Below are 16,446 nucleotides of genomic sequence, written 5' to 3'. Positions count from 1 at the left end.
CTGCCGCACGATCGTCCGCACCGGCCGGAAGCCGAGCGCCTCGGCCCACGGCTCCCCGGCGGACCCCGCGACGACCTGCCGGCCTTCGACGCTCCGGCGATCCCGCGCCCGCAGTCCGGGCAGCACCGCGTGCAGCAGCGCGGTGCCGATCCCCGAGCGCCGCGCGGCCGGGTGCACGACGACGCCGGCCGGCCCGATCCCGCGGTTTTCGGCTTCGGGGAAGTGCACCTCGGCGAACCCGACGAGCTCGTTGCCGCGGCGGGCCACCCACTGCGCCGCTGCCCCCATCCCGGGCAGCGGCCTCGTCAGCCGTCCGGCCAGTCTCCAGGTCCCCGACACGCCGACCCGGTCCACGCGTCCGAACACGTGGTCGAATACCCTCTTCGCATGACCGAGTCAGACCCGCAGCTCGAGCGCATCCGCAAGCTGCTGGCGAAGGCCGAAGACCCGGCGGTCACCGAGGCGGAAGCCGAGGCGTACAACCAGAAGGCCGCCGAACTCGTCGCGCGGTACGGCATCGACCAGGCCATGCTCGCCGCGTCCGGCGCGAGCGCCGACGCGATCGGCACCCTGACAGTCCCGATGAACGACCCGTACAGCCGCGACAAGGCGAGCCTGCTGACGTCGGTGGCGTACCCGCTGCGCTGCCGGACGCTGCTGCACCGGCGCGGCCAGAAGGTCGAGAGCGTCACGGTGTTCGGCTACCGCTCCGACCTCGGCCGGGTGGAGCTGCTGTTCACGAGCCTGCTGCTGCAGGCGAGCACCCAGCTGACCCGCGTCCGCCCGGGCGGCTTCTTCCCGGGCGAGTCCCTGGCGGCGTACCGGCGAACGTGGCTGCACGGGTTCGCCCGCGCGGTTCACGAGCGGCTCACCCACGCCGAGCAGGAAGCGGTCCGCACGGCCGCACCGGGCGCCCGATCGGCGGAGCTGGTGGTCCGCGACCGGGCCCAGATGGTCCAGCACGCGTTCGATTCGGAGTACGGCGACCTGCGCGCAGCGGCGCCCCGGCGGCTGTCCGGCAGCGGTTACCTCGACGGCCACGACGCCGGCACCCGCGCGAACCTCGACCCGTCGGCGATCACGCGGCGCACCAAAGCCCTGCGCTGAACGCCGCCCGGACGCCGCTGTCCGGCCGTCCGGCACGACCTCAGGGATCACCCCGATAGCCCCACCGTCCACCACCTGCTAACTTTTGTTGGCATGTGGACCACGGGGGACGAGCTCCTGCGGCAGCTGGGCGCCCTCGGCAACCCGCACCGGCTGCGGATCATCGCGGCCCTGCGCGCCGAACGGACCTACGTCAGCGAGCTGGCCCGGGAACTGCGGATCAGCCGCGCCCTGCTGCAGGTCCACCTGCGCAAGCTGGAAGCCGCCGGGCTGGTCACCGCCAGCTTCGAGACCGGCGCGGACGGCAAGACGCTGCGGTTCTACGAACTCACCCCGTTCTCCGTCGTGCTGACGCCGGAGGCGATCGCGGCCGCCGTGCCGACGCTGACCACACCGGACTCCGTCCGCGGGAACGCGGACGGCGAGGAGGGACGCACATGAACTGGCACCAGTGGCAGGAGATCATCGGCGTGACCGGGGTCTTCGTCCTGATCACCGTCGTGCTGTCGATCGCCATCGTGCAGCTGGCCTCGACCTGGCGCGCCAAGGCGAAACTCGCGCGGGAGCACGAATACCGCGTGCTGGCCGAAACCGCCGTCCGGACGCAGGAGGAAACCGAACGGCGGCTGCGGGACGTCCAGGACCGGTTGCGGTCCATCGAACACGTGCTCAAGGAGGTCGACTGACCTGACGGCCCTGGACCGCCGAGCGGCAACTCGGCGGCCCAGGAGGAAGCAGCAACCACCTCGCCCGAGGGCGAGTTCTCAGCTGATCACTCCTCCACGGAAGGACCTTAGTTCATGCTGCCTGCAGGCACCCCGGCTCACCGGCGGGGGCCGGTCGTCGAACGCCTCACGGACTGGTCGCTGCGGCACCGCGCCGCCGCGATCCTCGGCTGGCTCGCGCTCGTCGCGCTGGCCTGGGCCGCCGGCACGTTCGTCCCCGGCACCGACGCGCGCTCGAGCCCGGCCGGCGACGCCGGGACCGGCCAAGCCGTCCTCGACCGCCAGCACACCCGCGAACCGTTCTGGGAGAACGTCCTCGTCCAGCCCCTGTCCCAAGCGGCCACCACCGACCTCGTGACGACGTTGACGACGTCGGGCGCGGCGGCCGGCATCCGCTCGCCGCTCGACGATCCCGCCCAGGTCTCCGCCGACGGGCGTTCGGGCCTGGTCACCTTCCGCCTCACCGGCGACGGCACCGAAATCCGGGCGCACCTCGCGACGGCGACCGCGGCCGTCGAGGCGGTTTCGGCCCGGCACCCGGACGTCCGCCTGGCCCAGGCGGGCGACCTCAGCGTGGCGGGCGCGGTGGACCAGAGCATCAAGGAGGACATCGGCCGGTCGGAAACGCGCTCGCTCCCGATCACCGTGCTGATCCTGCTGATCGTGTTCGGTTCGCTGGTCGCGGCGGCGGTGCCGGTCCTGCTCGCGGGCACCACCGTGTTCGCGACCTTCGGCCTGCTGTCCCTTGTGGACAACTGGACCCCGGTCAACAGCGCCACTTCGGCGATGACGCTGCTGATCGGCATGGCGGTCGGCGTCGACTACTCGCTGTTCTTCCTGCGCCGGGTCCGGGAAGAACGCGGTCACGGCGTCGAGGCGTCGATCCGGATCGCCGCCCGGACCTCCGGGCACGTGATCGTCGTGTCGGGTCTGACCGTCGTGCTTTCGGTGACCGGCCTGCTGTTCACCGGACTCGACAACCTGCGCGGCCTGACGGTGAGCACGGCCCTCGTCGTCGGCCTGGCCGTCCTGGCCGCGCTGACGGTGCTGCCCGCCACGCTTTCGCTGCTCGGGTCCCGGATCGACCGTGGCCGGCTCCCGTGGCTGGGCCGGCGCCGGACCCGCTCCCGGTTCTGGGCCACCGTGGCCGGCGTCGTCACCCGCCGGCCCGTGCTCTGGAGCGGCCTCGCCACCGCGCTGCTCGTGCTGCTGACGTTGCCGGCGTCGGGAATGCGGCTGCAGGACCCGGCGCCGACCGAGAGCCTGCCGCGCAGCATCCCGGTGATCGACGCGGCCGCGCGCGTCCAGGAAGCGTTTCCCGGCGTGACGATGCCCGCGCACGTCGTCCTCTGGAACACCCGCGGCGGCCCGGTCGACACGCCCGCGGTTCGGCGGGTGATCGGCGAGCTGACCGCGGAAGTCCCGCACCCGGCCGTGGTCGTCCCGGTGGACCAGGCGCTCGTCGTCCGGATCCCGCTCGGCGGCACCGGCAACGACGAAACGGCGAGCAGGACGCTCACGGCGTTGCGGGAAACCCTGCTGCCGCGGACGGCCGGGCGGGTCGACGGCCTCGGTTACGCGGTGGCCGGCCGGACCGCCGAAGCGCACGACTTCACCGCGCAGGTGCTCGCCCGCACGCCGTGGACGGCGGGGTTCATCCTGCTGTTCGCCTTCGTGCTGCTGCTCGGGGTGTTCCGGTCGGTCGCGGTGCCGGTGGTGTCGATCCTGCTCAACCTGCTTTCGGCCGGCGCGGCCTACGGCGTGCTCACCCTCGTGTTCCAGGACGGCTTTCTCGCGCCACTGCTGGGTTTCACGCCGTACGGCGGGGTGCTCGGCTGGCTGCCGATGTTCCTGTTCGTGCTCCTGTTCGGGCTGAGCACGGACTACCACGTGTTCATCCTCAGCCGGATCCGCGAACGGCGGCGGCCGGGGGTGCCGGCCCGGCAGGCGATCGTCGAAGGCACCGCCACCAGTTCCGGCGTGGTGACGAGCGCGGCGCTGATCATGACCGGCGTGTTCAGCATCTTCCTGAGCCTCGCCGCGATCGAGTACAAGATGCTCGGCCTGGGCATGGCGTTCGCGGTCCTGCTCGACGCGACGATCGTCCGCGGGGTGCTGCTGCCCGCCGCGCTGGCGCTGTTCGGTGACCGGCTCTGGCGGCCGGACGCTGTAGCAAACCTTAACGGTCGCTCCAAGATGTTTCACTTGTCCTGACAGGTCACCTTCGGCACCGTGGAACGCATGATCGGTGGACGGGGCGCCTCGGCGCGCATAGTGGTGCTCGCTCTCCTCTGGGGGTCCGGTTTCCTCTGGATCAAGCTGGCCCTGACCGGCCTGAGCCCCGTCCACCTCACGCTCGTCCGCTGCGCCCTCGGGGCGCTCACCCTGCTCGGCCTGGCCTTCGCCGCCCGGCAACGGCTGCCGCGCGACCGCGGCACCTGGGCCCGGCTCGTCGTCGCCGCGTTCTTCTGCAACGCCCTGCCCTTCGCGCTGTTCAGCATCGGGGAGCGCACGGTCGACTCCGGCGTCGCCGGCGTCATGAACGCCACCACCCCGCTGTGGTCGCTGCTGATCGGCGTCACGCTCGGCACCGAACGGCGGCTCACGCCCGTTCGGCTGCTCGGGCTGGTCCTCGGCTTCGCCGGGATCGTGGTGATCTTCGCGCCCTGGCAGCAGTCCGGTTTGCTGAGCGGCGGTGCGCTGGCCCTGCTCGGCGCCGGCCTCAGCTACGCGATCGCCTTCGCCTACATGGCCAGGAAACTGCCGGCGGACGGCGCCCCGCTCGCGCTCTCGGCCGCGCAGCTGGTGACCGCCACCGCGTTGACCGCCCTCGCCTTGCCGGTCGCGTCCGCGGCGCCGCACCTGACGCTCACCGCCGTCGTCGCCGTGACGATCCTCGGCGTCTTCGGGACCGGGATCACCTTCTACCTCAACTACCGGCTCATCGCGGACGAAGGCCCGACCGCCGCCGCGACCGTCGGCTACCTGCTGCCCGTCGTGTCCGTCGGGCTCGGCGCCCTCTTCCTCGGCGAACCGCTGACCCCGCGGGTCGTCGGCGGGATGGCGGTCGTGCTCCTCGCCGTCGGCCTGACCCGGTGGCGGCCTCAGGTGCCGGCGAACTGCCCGGCGAGTTCGCCCGGCGGCCTGGCGACACCGAAGTAGTCGCCCGTCGCGAGCTCCGCGCCGGCCGTGCGCCACCAGTCGGCCTGGTCCTCGGTGTGGATCCCGTCGACCACGAGCGTCGCGCCGACCCGCCGGACCAGCGGCACCAGCGCGCCGAGGAACGTCGAATCCGACCACGCCTGCCACTCGGCGAGCCGCCGGTCGACGCGGACGATGTCCACCGGCAGGTCTTCGACCGCCCGCAGGTCGTCCGGGCCCAGCCCGAATTCGTCGAGCATGACGTGCACGCCGAGGTCGGCCAGCGCGGTGACGTTCTCGATCACCCCGGACACCGGGAGCGCGCCGACCGGGACGCCGACCATCAGCTGCTCCGGCGGCAGGCCGGTGTCGGCGAGCAGCCGCGTCACGCGCGTCCCGAGGGCGTCGTCCGACACCTGGTGCCCGGTCAGGCCGGCCACCACCGGCAGGCCGAACCCCGCGCGCTGCCGCCACCATTCGCCCTGCCGGCCCGCCGCACGCAGCAGCCAGTCCCCGAGCGGCAGGATCAGCCCGGTCGACTCGGCGAGCTCGACGCAGCATTCGTGGGACAGCGCCGGGTCGTCCGGCCGGTCCCAGTGCAGGCGGGCTTCGACGCCGGCGACCCCGCCGTCGGCCAGTCGCGCCACCGGCCGGTACCGGACGCCGATCTCGCCGTGTTCCCAGGCGCCGGCCATGCCGACCGCCCGCGCCTGCGTCCGCCGGTCGTGGGCGTCGGCCTCGCGGTCGAACATCTTCCACTGACCGCGCCGCCGCTCCTTGGCCCGCCGCAGCGTCTGGTCGGCCTGGCGCAGCAGTTCGACCGGGTCGATGCCCTTCGCCGGCCGGTGCACCACGCCGGCGCTGGCCGACAGCGCCAGCCCGTGCCCGTCGACGAAGAACGGCTCGGCGAGCTCGTCGTTGATCGCGCGCACGATGGTGCCGATGTCCGGGGTGGTCGCGGTGTTCTCGACCAGGATGCCGAACTCGTCGCTGTGGAACCGCGCGATCATCGCGTTCTCGCGGGCCATTACGGCCTTGAGCCGCTGCGCGAAGTGCACCAGCAGCTGCTCGCCGACGCGGCGGCCGAGGCTGTTGCAGACCATGCCGAACGCGTCGAGGTCGACGTGGAACAGCGTGACGCCGTACGCCGGGTCCGCGCGCCGCAGGGCCGTCTCCAGGTGGGTGCCGAAGTACTGCCGGTTCGGCAGCCCGGTGAGGACGTCGTGCAGCGCCTGGCGGCTCAGCTCGCCCTGCAGCAGCATCAGCTCGGTGCCGTCCTCGATCACGACGACGAAGTGGGCCGGCTGGTCTTCGGCGTCCCGCAGCAGCGACGCGGTGAGCGAAATCCGGACGACGTCGCCGTCGCGGCGCAGCAGCCGCTGCGTCTGCCGGATCCGCTCCTTGCCGCCGTCCAGCAGCGCGAGCATCGCGTCGCGCAGGACGTCGACGGATCCGGGGTGGACAACGTCGTACAGCACCGAACCGGTCAGCTCGCCGGACGGGTGCCCGAGCATCTCGGCCAGCGCCGCGTTGGCCCGCACGATCCGGCCGTTCAGCGCGACGACCGCGATGCCGCTCGCCGAGGACGTCACCACCTCGTCGAAGCGCGCTTCGCTCTGCTTGAGGTTCCACTGGGCGTCCCGCACCGCCTTGAGCAGCGACAGGTGCATGATTTCCTGCTGGTCCAGCACGTTGCGCTCGTGGGCGAGCAGGAAACCGCAGGACAGCGCGCCCAGCGCCGGCACGATCCGGTCGGTCGCCCGGTCCGCCGCCTGGAGTTCGGGCAGCGCGGGCAGGCCCTTCCCGAGGACGTCGAGCGTGCACCGCAGCCCGGGCTCGCCGACGTAGCCGAGCGCGACCAGCCGCGCGCCGATCCGCTCGGCCGGGACCGTGTCCGCGGAAGGGCGGCACAGCGACTCGCACAGCGTGTCGAGCAGGCCGCGCAGTTCCCGGTCGAGCTCCTCCCGGCTCAGCGACACGACCGTCACGCCGCTGAGCAGGTAGGCCCATTTCCGCGCGAGCAGGGACCGCCCCCGCTCCGGGTCGGGTGCGGCGGATCGTTCCGGCTGGTGGTGGGTCATCGGCATTTCGGGTGCGCCCGCTCAGTTCCTGCGGCCGATTCCGGCGTAAACGAGCATGTTCATCGCGGCCGCGCCGGCGATGTCCGCCGGGCCGGCCGGCCGCCATTCCCCGCAGCCGACCAATCCGGGTTCGACGAGTTCGAAACCGGCGAACAGCGCGGAAACCTCGGCGTGCGTCCGCAGGGTCACCTGATCCGGGCTGCGGCTTTCCTTGATCACTTCGGTCGCTTCGCCGAGGTTTTCACCCTGGTGGTCTCCGGTGACGTGGGTGAGCGCGAGGAAACTGCCGGGCGCGAGGGCCGCGCGATAACGGCCGACGAGCTCGTGCGGGCCGGATTCGTCGGGGACCCAGTGCAGCATCAGCAGCATCAGCAGCCCGATCGGTTCGCCGAGGTCGAGCAGCCCGCGCACCTCCGGCGAATCGAGGAGCTTCTCCGGGTCCCGCATGTCGGCCTGCACCACGGCCGCGCGGTCGTTGCCCGCGAGCATCAGTTCGCTGTGCGCGACCGCGACCGGGTCGCGATCGACGTACACCACCCGGCATTCCGGGTCCTGCGCCTGCGCGACCTCGTGGACGTTCGCCACCGTCGGGATGCCGGAGCCGATGTCGAGGAACTGCCGGATCCCGTGGCCGGTCAGGTACCGCACGGCGCGCCCGAGGAACGCGCGGTTCACGCGTGCGGAGTCGCGCAGGCCGGGCATCACGCGTTCGATCTCCTCGCCGACCGCGCGATCGACGGCGAAGTTGTGCCCGCCGCCGAGCATGAAGTCGTAAGTGCGCGCGATACTCGGCACGGAGATATCGACACCCGGTGGAACCCATTCCGGTGATCGGGTCACGAAGAACACCTTCTCGTCACGTCGGATCGGAAAGAGCTTAGCGATTCCCCACGGTTCGGCTACTGGGCCATCCGCGTGAGCGCACACCACCCGATCGGGCACTGTCCCGTTCGGCCGGACGCGCCTACCGTGGGCCGTCTCCTTGGGAAATCCACACAATGGCGCAACGAGGAGTCCGCATGAGCGTCCCGGTCGCACCGGGCCGGTGGCCATTTCTCGGGCACACTCCGGCACTGCTGCGGCAACGCTTCGCATTCACCGACGCATTGCCCGCGCACGGCGAGATCGTCGAACTCCGGCTCGGCCCGGCACCCGTCTACTTCGTCGCGAGCCCCCGGCTGGCCCACGAAGTGCTGGTCACGGAGGGGCCGAAGTTCCGCAAGGGCGCGATGTTCGACAAGTTCCGGCCGTTCGTCGGAAATGGCTTGGTGCTTTCGAACGGCGAATTCCACCTGCGGCAGCGGCGGCTGATGCAGCCGGCGTTCCACCGCGACCGCCTGGCCGCGTACGCGGACATCATGCGGCGCGCGGCGGCGGACCTGGCCGGTACCTGGCAGGCCGGCGAAGTGCGGCCGGTCGACGAGGACATGCAGAGCCTGGCCGTGACGATCGTCGGCGAGGCGCTGTTTTCCACCGACCTCGGAAAGGCGGCGATCGAAGAAGCCCGCCGGTCGATTTACGTCATCATCCAGCAGGGAATGATTCGCGCGTTGTCGCCGAAGTTCGTCGAAAAGCTGCCGGTACCCGGGAACCGGCGGTTCGACGAGGCCATCGGCCGGATGCAGGGAATCGTGCTCGAAGTGATCCGCGAGTGGCGGCGCGACGGCACCGACCACGGCGACCTGCTTTCGACGCTGCTGCTCGCCGGCATGACCGATGAGCAGGCGCGGGACGAGGTGCTCACCCTGCTCACCGCGGGCATCGAGACGACCGCGCTGGCCCTGGCCTGGACGTTCCACGAGCTCGGCCGGCACCCGGACGTCGAAGCGCGGGTGCACGCCGAGGTCGACGAGGTGCTGGGCGGCCGCCCGGTCACCGTCGACGACCTCACCCGGCTCACCTACGTCAGGCAGGTGGTCGACGAGGTGCTGCGGCGGTACCCGCTCTGGATGCTGATGCGCCGGACCCTCACCGAGGTCGACCTCGGTGGCGTGCGGCTCCCGGAAGGTGCCGAGGTGATCGTCAGCCCGCACGCGCTGCACCACGATCCCGCGTCGTTCCCCGACCCGGACCGGTTCGATCCCGGCCGCTGGGCGCCGGAGCGGGCGGGCGCGGTGCCGAAGGGCGCGTTCGTCCCGTTCGGGGCGGGCACCCGGCAGTGCATCGGAAACCGCTTCGCCCAGAACGAAATCGTCATCACGGTGGCCACGGTGGCCGCGCGGTGGCGGCTGGTCCCCGTACCGGGCCGGCCGGTGCGCGTGAAGTTCACCTCCGCCGCCTACCCCGACCGCCTGCCGATGACGGCAGTCCCCCGCTAGCTGGAGGTCCTTCTCCGTGTCCCGTCTCCGTCTTTGTGCTGCCGTTTTCCTGTTGCTGGCCGCCTTTTCGTCCCCCACCCCGGCCGTCGCGGCGACGACGTGCGAGGACCTGTCCGTCCCGGTCTCCGTGGCCCTGCTGCCGCAGACGATGCACGGCCGCCTGTGCGCCCCGCCCGGTGCGTCGACGGTCGTGGTGCTGATCCCCGGCGGCACGTACAACGCGTCGTACTGGGACATCGGCTACACACCGGAGATCCGGTCGTTCCGGCTGGCCGCGAACTCCGCGGGCGTCGCGACGCTGGCCCTGGACCGCCTCGGCACCGGCACCAGCTCCAAGCCGCTGAGCACGCTGCTCAGCGCGTCCGTCCAGGCGGACGCGGCCCACCAGGTGGTCCGGTCGATCCGCTCCCGCTTCGCGAAGGTGCTCGTCGGCGGCCACTCGATCGGCGCGGCGATGGCGATGATCGAGGCGGGCCGCTACCGCGACGTCGACGGCGTGCTCGTCACCGGCATGACGCACCGGATGAACCTGATCACGGTGGTTCCCGTGCTGGCGAACATGATCCCCGCCCCGCTGGACCCGTCGCTGGCCGCCCGCGGTCTCGACGCCGGCTACCTGACCACCGGCCGGAACACCCGCTACAACGCCTTCCACACCCCCGGCCCGTACGACGCGGGCGCGATCGCGTACGACGAGTCCACAAAGGATGTCTTCGCGGCCACGGAGGCGGTCGACAGCCTGACCATGACCACGGTGGTCACGCCGGCGTCCCAGCGGATCACCGCCCCGGTGCTGCTGGTGGTGGGCAACGACCCGCACTTCTGCGGGACCCTGGGCAGCGACTGCTCGTCCCCGGAGGCGCTGCGCGCGTCGGAGGCCCCGTTCTTCGGCGGGCCGTTGCAGACCTTCATCCTCGACGGCTACGGCCACGCGATCAACTACGCCCCCGACGCCCCGGCGTACTTCTCGGTGGTGACCAGCTGGCTGAAGACGCTTTCCTGATGTGCTAATGGGTTTCCATGGCCGCTCCTCCCCGTCCTCTCGCCCGTCAAGACTGACAGCGGGAGGGCGGGTTCCTCCATCGCTCGGGGAGCGAGCCGGCCGGGGCGGCGCGCGCGCCGGAGGATGATGCGGGGATGCCGTCAGACGAATCGGAAACGCGCGCCCGGCTCCGGGTCGACGCCGAAACGACGCAGATCCTCCGGGAGGCGTTCCACAAGATCGACGCGCAGTACCGCACCGACCACTACGGTCTCTACGCCTACGCCCGCGCGGTGATGAGCAAGATCGTGCCGCTGGACCACTTCTACATCGGGTTCTTCCACGGCGCCAACCGGGTCCGCTACCCCTACGGCTACGACAGCGGCCTGTCCACCGACCCGGAGTCGCACAGCTACGGGCCGCACGGCCAGGCCGCCTGGCTGCTGAAGCACCGCCAGACCTACCGGATGCAGTACGACAACGGCGCCGCCCTCCACGCCGGTGTCGCGGCCGGGGACACGAGCCGGGTGTCCGCCGACGCCGTCACCACCCCGCTGTTCCGCCGCGGCCCCGGCGGCGAGCCGGTCGTGTTCGGCATGATGTCCATGCAGAGCTACCGGCCGGACACGTTCGACGACAACTCCGTGCGCGCGTTCGAGTGGCTGGCCGACCTGGTCGCCCGCGTGCTGACCAAGGAGGCGGAGGACCTGGCCGCGCTCCGCCGGCTGCCGGCCGGCGGCGGCGACACCCCGCAGCTGGTGACCGCCGACCACATCGTCGAATTCCTGTCCTCGCGCGTGGCGGACGTGCGGCAGCGGGCGCAGGACGCGTTGCCGCTGACCGATCCGGACTCCCTGCGCGAGGCCCTGCAGCGGATCGTCACCGGCTGCCGGCAGCTCCAGGCCGACCTCGTCGAGCTGACCCTCAACATCGACAACGGCCCGGAGGAACGCTTCCGGTCCCTGACCGCCGCCGAGCAGGGTGTCGCGGTCCTGCTCGCCAGCGACCTGCCGAACGACGGGATCGCGCGCGAGCTCGGCGTCAGCCTGCACACGGTGAAGAGCCACGTGCGCAACATCCTGGCCAAGTACCGGATGAGCGGGCGGGCCGCGGTGGCCGAGGACGTCCGCAAGCATCTGGCGCGGTGACGCTCACCGCCGCATCCGCGGATCCTGCGAAGGGTCGTCGTACAGGGGCGGGCAGCCGTGCTCGGCCGCTTCCGGACGCAGCTCGTAGTGCCAGGGTTCGTTCCGGTAGATCTGGCACAGCCCGTACCGGGCGCCGTGCGCGGAGAGCCACTCCCGCGCCTCGGCGGGCCCGATGTCGACGGCCTTTCCCTGGACGTGCGCGGACGTGTCGGCCGTCGTCACCCAGCGGGCCGCTTCCCGCTCCGAGCCGTACTTCTCGACCGCTCGCCGGCGCAGGTGCTCCTGGTACGCGCGGGATCGCCAGCCCCCGTTGACGACGAACCGGACGCCGTCGGCTGCGGCGTCGGCAGCGGCCCGGCGCAGGGCAGCGAGCAGGGCGGGATCGAGGTTGGCCACGGCCGGGCAGTCGTCGTCGAAGACCGGGCTGCCGTCCGGGAGAGCGCCGTGTTCCGGGCCGAGGACGGTCGATGACGTGCTCATACCGGCAGTCAAGGCGGGGTCGTGTTGCCCACTCGTACGGGCTTTCCGATACGCCGGCGATAGGGAGCGGCTCGTAGCATCGGAAGCGTGCGTGTGCTGATCGTCGAAGACGAGCCCTACCTGGCCGACGCCATCCGCGACGGCCTCCGGCTGGAGGCGATCGCGGCGGACATCGCCGGCGACGGCGACACCGCGCTGGAACTGCTGAGCGTCAACAGCTACGACATCGCGGTCCTCGACCGGGACATCCCGGGCCCGTCCGGCGACGAGGTCGCCCAGCGCATCGTCGCCTCCGGCCGCGGCACGCCGATCCTGATGCTCACCGCGGCCGACCGGCTCGACGACAAGGCGTCCGGCTTCGAGCTCGGCGCCGACGACTACCTCACCAAGCCGTTCGAACTCCGGGAGCTCGTGCTCCGCCTGCGGGCCCTCGACCGCCGGCGCGCGTACAGCCGGCCGCCCGTGCGCGAAATCGCCGGCCTGCGGCTGGACCCGTTCCGCCGCGAGGTCTACCGCGACGGCCGGTACGTGGCGCTGACCAGGAAGCAGTTCGCCGTGCTCGAGGTGCTCGTCGCGGCGGAAGGCGGCGTGATCAGCGCCGAGGAGCTGCTGGAACGGGCGTGGGACGAGAACGCGGACCCGTTCACCAACGCCGTGCGCATCACCGTTTCGGTTCTGCGCAAGCGCCTCGGCGAGCCGGGGATCATCGCCACCGTGCCCGGCGTCGGCTACCGCATCGACACCCCGGGCGAGCGTCGTGGCTAGGGAACCCGGGCTGAGCGTCCGGCTCAAGCTCACCCTCAGCTACGCCGGGTTCGTCATGCTCGCGGGTACCTTGCTGCTGCTGGCCGTGCTGGCCTTCTACCTGTACTTCCTGCCCAACGGCTGGATCAGCACCGAGGGCAACTTCTGGATCAACCGGCCGGTGCTGGTCCGCGCCTTCGTCCCGATGATGGCCGCCGTGCTGGTGTTCCTGCTGGTGTTCGGCCTGCTCGGCGGCTGGGTGCTGGCCGGCCGGATGCTCGCCCCGCTGACCCGGATCACCGACGCCACCCGCCTCGCCGCGACCGGCTCGCTCGCCCACCGCGTCCGCCTGCCGGGCCGCACGGACGAGTTCCGCGAGCTCGCCGACGCCTTCGACACGATGCTCGCGCGGCTCGAAGCGCACGTCGCCGAGCAGCGGCGGTTCGCGGCCAACGCGTCCCACGAGCTGCGCACCCCGCTGGCGATCACGCAGAGCCTCCTCGACGTCGCCCGCAACGACCCGAACCGCCCGGCGGACGAGCTCGACGAACGCCTCCACGTGGTCAACACCCGGGCGATCCGGCTCACCGAGGCCCTCCTGCTGCTCAGCCGGGCCGACCAGCGCTCGTTCCGCCGCGACCGCGTCGACCTGTCCCTGATCGTGGAGGAAGCGGCCGAAACGCTGCTGCCGCTCGCGGAAAAGCACGGCGTCTCGATCGAGACGGCCGGCGAGCTCGCGCCGGCGATCGGCTCGGAAGCGCTCCTGCTGCAGCTGACGACGAACCTGCTGCACAACGCCATCGTCCACAACGTCCCCGAGGGCGGGAGCGTGCAGCTGACGACCGGCGCCCGCGGCGGCTCGGTGGTGCTCACGGTGGAGAACACCGGCGAGCACCTGCCGCCGCAGCTGGTGTCGACGCTGACGGAGCCGTTCCAGCGCGGCACCGAACGCATCCGCGCGGACCACGCGGGCGTCGGCCTGGGCCTGGCGATCGTCCAGAGCATCACCTACGCGCACGACGGAACGCTCACCCTGACGCCCCGCCCGGAAGGTGGGCTGCGCGTGACGGTCCGGATGCCCGGCTACGCGACCGGGAAGTCGAAGTAGGTGTCCGGGTAGGGCTCGTTCCGGAGGCTGTAGTGCCACCACTCGCGGTCGTAGGAATCGAACCCGCAGTCCGCCATGATGGACCGCAGGTACCGGCGGTTCCCGGCCTCGAGCCCCGAGACGCCGCGCGCGTCGTGGTGCGAGATCGGGTCCATCAGGTCGTGGCCGCCGCCCATCGAGGCGAGCTCGCCGGTGCCGAGGTGGTAGAGGGTGAGGTCGACGGTGCTGCCCCGGCTGTGCCCGGACCGGGTCGCGACGTACCCCTTGGCGAACATCCCGGCCCGGTCGAGGTGGGGGTAGTGCCACAGCTTCGTCCGCCCGTCTTCGGGCTGGTCCACCCACCGCAGGAAGCATTCGACGGCGCGTTGCGGCCGGTAGCCGTCCCAGAGGAGCAGGCCGAAACCGAGGGAGGCGGCCTTCTCCTGCGCTTCGCCGAGGGCGGCGCACAGGGTGGTGGTGCCGGCGATCCGGTTGACGAGGTAGCCGTCCACCGGTTTCCCGGTGAAGTTGTCCCAGGTGGCGTACTTGGCGTCCCACCGGATCCCGGGCACGAGCTCGTCGACGAAGGCGAAGTCGTCGTTCACCGGCCGCTCACCGCCAGGGAAAGCACCCGATCGAGGACCTCCCCGAACGAGACCCCGGCGGCGGCCATCATCCGCGGGTACCGGCTGTAGGAGGTGAGCCCGGGCAGGGTGTTGACCTCGTTGAGCGCCACGGTCCCATCGGCCTTGAGGAACATGTCGACCCGGGCCAGCCCCCGGCACCCGAGGGCGCGGTAGATGGCCTTGCCGGTCTCCTGCACCCGCGCGCGTGCTTCGGCCGGGATGTCGGCGGGAACGATGGGCGTCGAGTTCTCGGACCCGCTTTCCGGCGAATCTTCCTGGTGGATCCGGAAGAACCCGTGGGACAACGCGATCCGGTCCACCTCCCCGGCGAACAGCTCGGCGCCGTTCCCGAGCACGGCGCACCCGACCTCACTCCCGGCCACGGCCGCTTCGACGAGCACCTTGGCGTCGTACTGCGCAGCGTTTTCCACCGCACTCGCGAGGTCTTCCGCCCGCGTGACTTTGCTGACCCCGAAGGAGGAACCGGAGCGAGCGGGCTTCACGAAGACGGGATACGTGAACCGCTGGGGGTCGACGTCCTCGCCGACGACCCAGAAGTCCGGCGTCTCGATGCCCGCGCCCCGGGCCACGACGTAAGCGAGGGACTTGTCCATGCACAGAGCCGAACTCTGCACATCGCACCCGGCGTAGGGGATGCCGGAGAGCTCGAGCAGCCCTTGGACGGCCCCGTCTTCCCCGAGCTTGCCGTGCAGAACCGGCAGCACGACGTCGAGTTCGACGCTTTCGTACTTCCCCTCGTCGAGGACCAGCAGCCGCCGATCCGGGGCGAGGACGGCCGTCCGCCCGCCTTCCCACCCCGGTTCCGGGCCGGCACAAAGTTTCCAGGCCCCGTCCGCGGTGATCCCGACCCAGACCGCGTCGTACTTTCGCAGATCGAGGTGCCGCGCGACTTCCTGCGCGGACTTCACGGAAACGGCGTGTTCCTCGGAGCGCCCTCCGAAGAGCAGCCCGACCTTGACCCTGCTCATCGCAGCGTCCCCCTTTCGAATCCAAGGCAGTTGAGCACCGAGTTCTCCACGGTGTCCCGCAGCGCACGATCGGTGTAGTAGGCGGTGTGCGGCGTGATGACCACATTCGGAAGCTTTTGCAACCGCGCCAGCAACTCGCTCCCGGCCGGCTGACCCCGCCGGTCGGCGTAGAAGACGCCCTCCTCACCCTCGAGGACGTCCAGCGCGGCCCCACCCAGCCGCCCGTTCTCCAGGGCGGCGACGAGGGCTTCGGTATCAAGGAGCGAGCCACGCCCGGTATTGACGACGAAGGCCCCCGGCTTCATCAGTCCCAGCCGTCGCCGATCCAGCAGGTGACGGGTCTCCCCGGTGAGCGGCGTATGCAGGGTGACGATGTCACTCACCCGCACCAGCTCGTCGAGGTGAACATAATCGATGCCGGCCCGCGGACAGCTGTCGAAGGCAACGACACGACCTCCGAATCCCTGCAGTCTCTCGACCACGGCGGACCCGATCCGCCCGGTTCCGACAACGCCCACGGTCAGCTCCCGGAGTTCTTTCCCGCGAGCGTCATCGAGCCGGAAATCCCCGGCCTCGGCACGCGAAAGAACGGACTTGGCGTCCCGGACGGCCATGAGCATCAACATCAGGGTGTAGTCGGCAACGCTGTCGGGAGAGTAGGCCACGTTCCCGACGACGATCCCGAGACTGTCCGCGTACCGGACGTCGATGTGGTCGTACCCCACACTCCGGGTGGAGACATAGCGAACCCCGACCCGTTCGAGGGCCCGGAGAACGGCGTGGGAAACGGGACTCTTGTGCCCGACACTGACACACCGGTGCCCGCCGGCCAGCCCGGCGGTTCCCTCGTCCAGCTCGCCGCCGGCCAGGGTCACCCGAACCCCGAGCCGGGCGCCCACCTCCCGGAAGAGGGCAGCTTCGTCGGCCTGACACCCGTAGACGGCAACACCCACCGCGGAAACCCCACGGCGGCCGAGGGTGCGAACAGGTTCACTCTGGACCATGCCGCCCATCGAAC

16 protein-coding genes and 1 pseudogene are annotated in these 16,446 nt (G+C 71.3%); 10 read left to right on the top strand and 7 right to left on the bottom strand.

Annotated elements, in window-relative coordinates; genetic code table 11:
* Window positions 1-30 precede the first annotated feature (30 nt).
* Window positions 31-288, bottom strand: a pseudogene (locus tag C2L59_RS50530) (GNAT family N-acetyltransferase); the annotation flags it as partial.
* Between the two features lie 99 nt (window positions 289-387).
* On the opposite strand from C2L59_RS50530, the gene C2L59_RS43970 reads away from it, so the two are divergent.
* The 5 genes from C2L59_RS43970 (at window position 388) to C2L59_RS43950 (ending at window position 4,994) form a co-directional block, all read left to right on the top strand.
* Entirely contained in the window at window positions 388-1,107 is a 720-nt protein-coding gene (locus C2L59_RS43970; RefSeq protein ID WP_103355518.1) for a DUF2786 domain-containing protein, read from the top strand.
* Window positions 1,108-1,200: 93 nt separating this feature from the next.
* The gene (locus tag C2L59_RS43965; RefSeq protein WP_103355517.1) at window positions 1,201-1,548 is read left to right on the top strand and encodes a winged helix-turn-helix domain-containing protein; all 348 of its coding nucleotides are present in this window, start codon (window positions 1,201-1,203) and stop codon (window positions 1,546-1,548) included.
* Window positions 1,545-1,793 carry a hypothetical protein gene (locus C2L59_RS43960; protein WP_103355516.1) on the top strand — a complete coding sequence of 83 codons (249 nt, stop codon included), beginning with the start codon at window positions 1,545-1,547 and terminating at the stop codon, window positions 1,791-1,793. Before C2L59_RS43965 ends, C2L59_RS43960 begins: the two co-directional genes overlap by 4 nt.
* A 114-nt stretch (window positions 1,794-1,907) precedes the next feature.
* A complete protein-coding gene (locus C2L59_RS43955; protein ID WP_103355515.1) occupies window positions 1,908-4,046 on the top strand; it encodes an MMPL family transporter in 2,139 nt (712 codons plus the stop codon).
* Between the two features lie 27 nt (window positions 4,047-4,073).
* Window positions 4,074-4,994 carry a DMT family transporter gene (locus C2L59_RS43950; RefSeq protein ID WP_103355514.1) on the top strand — a complete coding sequence of 307 codons (921 nt, stop codon included), beginning with the start codon at window positions 4,074-4,076 and terminating at the stop codon, window positions 4,992-4,994.
* Here C2L59_RS43950 and C2L59_RS43945 read toward each other — a convergent pair.
* Together C2L59_RS43945 and C2L59_RS43940 are read right to left on the bottom strand one after the other, a co-directional pair.
* Window positions 4,937-7,054: a bifunctional diguanylate cyclase/phosphodiesterase gene (locus tag C2L59_RS43945; RefSeq protein WP_233224020.1), complete on the bottom strand. Its 2,118-nt coding sequence runs from the start codon at window positions 7,052-7,054 to the stop codon at window positions 4,937-4,939. The genes C2L59_RS43950 and C2L59_RS43945 overlap by 58 nt on opposite strands.
* Window positions 7,055-7,075: 21 nt before the next feature.
* Window positions 7,076-7,894 carry an SAM-dependent methyltransferase gene (locus C2L59_RS43940; RefSeq protein WP_199199718.1) on the bottom strand — a complete coding sequence of 273 codons (819 nt, stop codon included), beginning with the start codon at window positions 7,892-7,894 and terminating at the stop codon, window positions 7,076-7,078.
* Between the two features lie 179 nt (window positions 7,895-8,073).
* Between C2L59_RS43940 and C2L59_RS43930 the strand changes: the two genes are divergently transcribed.
* From C2L59_RS43930 to C2L59_RS43920, 3 genes are all read left to right on the top strand, one after another.
* A complete protein-coding gene (locus tag C2L59_RS43930; RefSeq protein WP_103355512.1) occupies window positions 8,074-9,372 on the top strand; it encodes a cytochrome P450 in 1,299 nt (432 codons plus the stop codon).
* A gap of 127 nt (window positions 9,373-9,499) precedes the next feature.
* Window positions 9,500-10,375 carry an alpha/beta fold hydrolase gene (locus C2L59_RS43925; protein WP_103355718.1) on the top strand — a complete coding sequence of 292 codons (876 nt, stop codon included), beginning with the start codon at window positions 9,500-9,502 and terminating at the stop codon, window positions 10,373-10,375.
* Window positions 10,376-10,509: 134 nt separating this feature from the next.
* Window positions 10,510-11,502, top strand: coding sequence for a LuxR C-terminal-related transcriptional regulator (locus tag C2L59_RS43920; RefSeq protein WP_103355511.1), 993 nt, complete (start codon window positions 10,510-10,512; stop codon window positions 11,500-11,502).
* 3 nt (window positions 11,503-11,505) lie between these two features.
* Here the strand turns inward: C2L59_RS43920 and C2L59_RS43915 are convergent, their stop codons facing one another.
* Window positions 11,506-11,982: a M15 family metallopeptidase gene (locus tag C2L59_RS43915; RefSeq protein WP_103355510.1), complete on the bottom strand. Its 477-nt coding sequence runs from the start codon at window positions 11,980-11,982 to the stop codon at window positions 11,506-11,508.
* A gap of 87 nt (window positions 11,983-12,069) precedes the next feature.
* On the opposite strand from C2L59_RS43915, the gene vanR-Sc reads away from it, so the two are divergent.
* Both vanR-Sc and C2L59_RS43905 read left to right on the top strand, forming a co-directional pair.
* Window positions 12,070-12,747: a VanSc-type vancomycin resistance response regulator transcription factor VanR gene (gene vanR-Sc, locus C2L59_RS43910; protein ID WP_199199716.1), complete on the top strand. Its 678-nt coding sequence runs from the start codon at window positions 12,070-12,072 to the stop codon at window positions 12,745-12,747.
* A complete protein-coding gene (locus C2L59_RS43905) occupies window positions 12,740-13,834 on the top strand; it encodes a cell wall metabolism sensor histidine kinase WalK (protein WP_199199714.1) in 1,095 nt (364 codons plus the stop codon). Before vanR-Sc ends, C2L59_RS43905 begins: the two co-directional genes overlap by 8 nt.
* Here C2L59_RS43905 and vanX read toward each other — a convergent pair.
* From vanX to C2L59_RS43890, 3 genes are read right to left on the bottom strand one after another with little or no spacing between them, the layout of a single operon-like run.
* Entirely contained in the window at window positions 13,810-14,418 is a 609-nt protein-coding gene (gene vanX, locus C2L59_RS43900) for a D-Ala-D-Ala dipeptidase VanX (protein WP_103355509.1), read from the bottom strand. The two genes, C2L59_RS43905 and vanX, sit on opposite strands and share 25 nt — an antisense overlap.
* On the bottom strand, window positions 14,415-15,428 hold the full coding sequence (gene vanA, locus C2L59_RS43895; RefSeq protein ID WP_103355508.1) for a D-alanine--(R)-lactate ligase: 1,014 nt from the start codon (window positions 15,426-15,428) through the stop codon (window positions 14,415-14,417). The genes vanX and vanA overlap by 4 nt, the downstream gene beginning before the upstream one ends.
* Window positions 15,425-16,432 carry an NAD(P)-dependent oxidoreductase gene (locus tag C2L59_RS43890; RefSeq protein ID WP_103355715.1) on the bottom strand — a complete coding sequence of 336 codons (1,008 nt, stop codon included), beginning with the start codon at window positions 16,430-16,432 and terminating at the stop codon, window positions 15,425-15,427. The genes vanA and C2L59_RS43890 overlap by 4 nt, the downstream gene beginning before the upstream one ends.
* Window positions 16,433-16,446 lie beyond the last annotated feature (14 nt).

It is taken from the genome of Amycolatopsis sp. CA-128772 (assembly GCF_002904295.1).
Taxonomy (GTDB): Bacteria; Actinomycetota; Actinomycetes; order Mycobacteriales; family Pseudonocardiaceae; genus Amycolatopsis.
Note: the sequence above shows the minus strand (reverse complement) of the source record. Positions and strands in the feature narration are given on the sequence as shown.

What these genes read in the sequence shown, in the direction of transcription:
- C2L59_RS43920 (WP_103355511.1), top strand. Translation starts at nt 10,510, where the DNA reads ATGCCGTCAGACGAATCGGAAACGCGCGCCCGGCTCCGGGTCGACGCC.
- C2L59_RS43915 (WP_103355510.1), bottom strand. Translation starts at nt 11,982, where the DNA reads ATGAGCACGTCATCGACCGTCCTCGGCCCGGAACACGGCGCTCTCCCG.
- vanA (WP_103355508.1), bottom strand. Translation starts at nt 15,428, where the DNA reads ATGAGCAGGGTCAAGGTCGGGCTGCTCTTCGGAGGGCGCTCCGAGGAA.
- C2L59_RS43955 (WP_103355515.1), top strand. Translation starts at nt 1,908, where the DNA reads ATGCTGCCTGCAGGCACCCCGGCTCACCGGCGGGGGCCGGTCGTCGAA.
- C2L59_RS43890 (WP_103355715.1), bottom strand. Translation starts at nt 16,432, where the DNA reads ATGGTCCAGAGTGAACCTGTTCGCACCCTCGGCCGCCGTGGGGTTTCC.
- C2L59_RS43950 (WP_103355514.1), top strand. Translation starts at nt 4,074, where the DNA reads ATGATCGGTGGACGGGGCGCCTCGGCGCGCATAGTGGTGCTCGCTCTC.
- C2L59_RS43965 (WP_103355517.1), top strand. Translation starts at nt 1,201, where the DNA reads ATGTGGACCACGGGGGACGAGCTCCTGCGGCAGCTGGGCGCCCTCGGC.
- C2L59_RS43945 (WP_233224020.1), bottom strand. Translation starts at nt 7,054, where the DNA reads ATGACCCACCACCAGCCGGAACGATCCGCCGCACCCGACCCGGAGCGG.
- C2L59_RS43970 (WP_103355518.1), top strand. Translation starts at nt 388, where the DNA reads ATGACCGAGTCAGACCCGCAGCTCGAGCGCATCCGCAAGCTGCTGGCG.
- C2L59_RS43930 (WP_103355512.1), top strand. Translation starts at nt 8,074, where the DNA reads ATGAGCGTCCCGGTCGCACCGGGCCGGTGGCCATTTCTCGGGCACACT.
- C2L59_RS43960 (WP_103355516.1), top strand. Translation starts at nt 1,545, where the DNA reads ATGAACTGGCACCAGTGGCAGGAGATCATCGGCGTGACCGGGGTCTTC.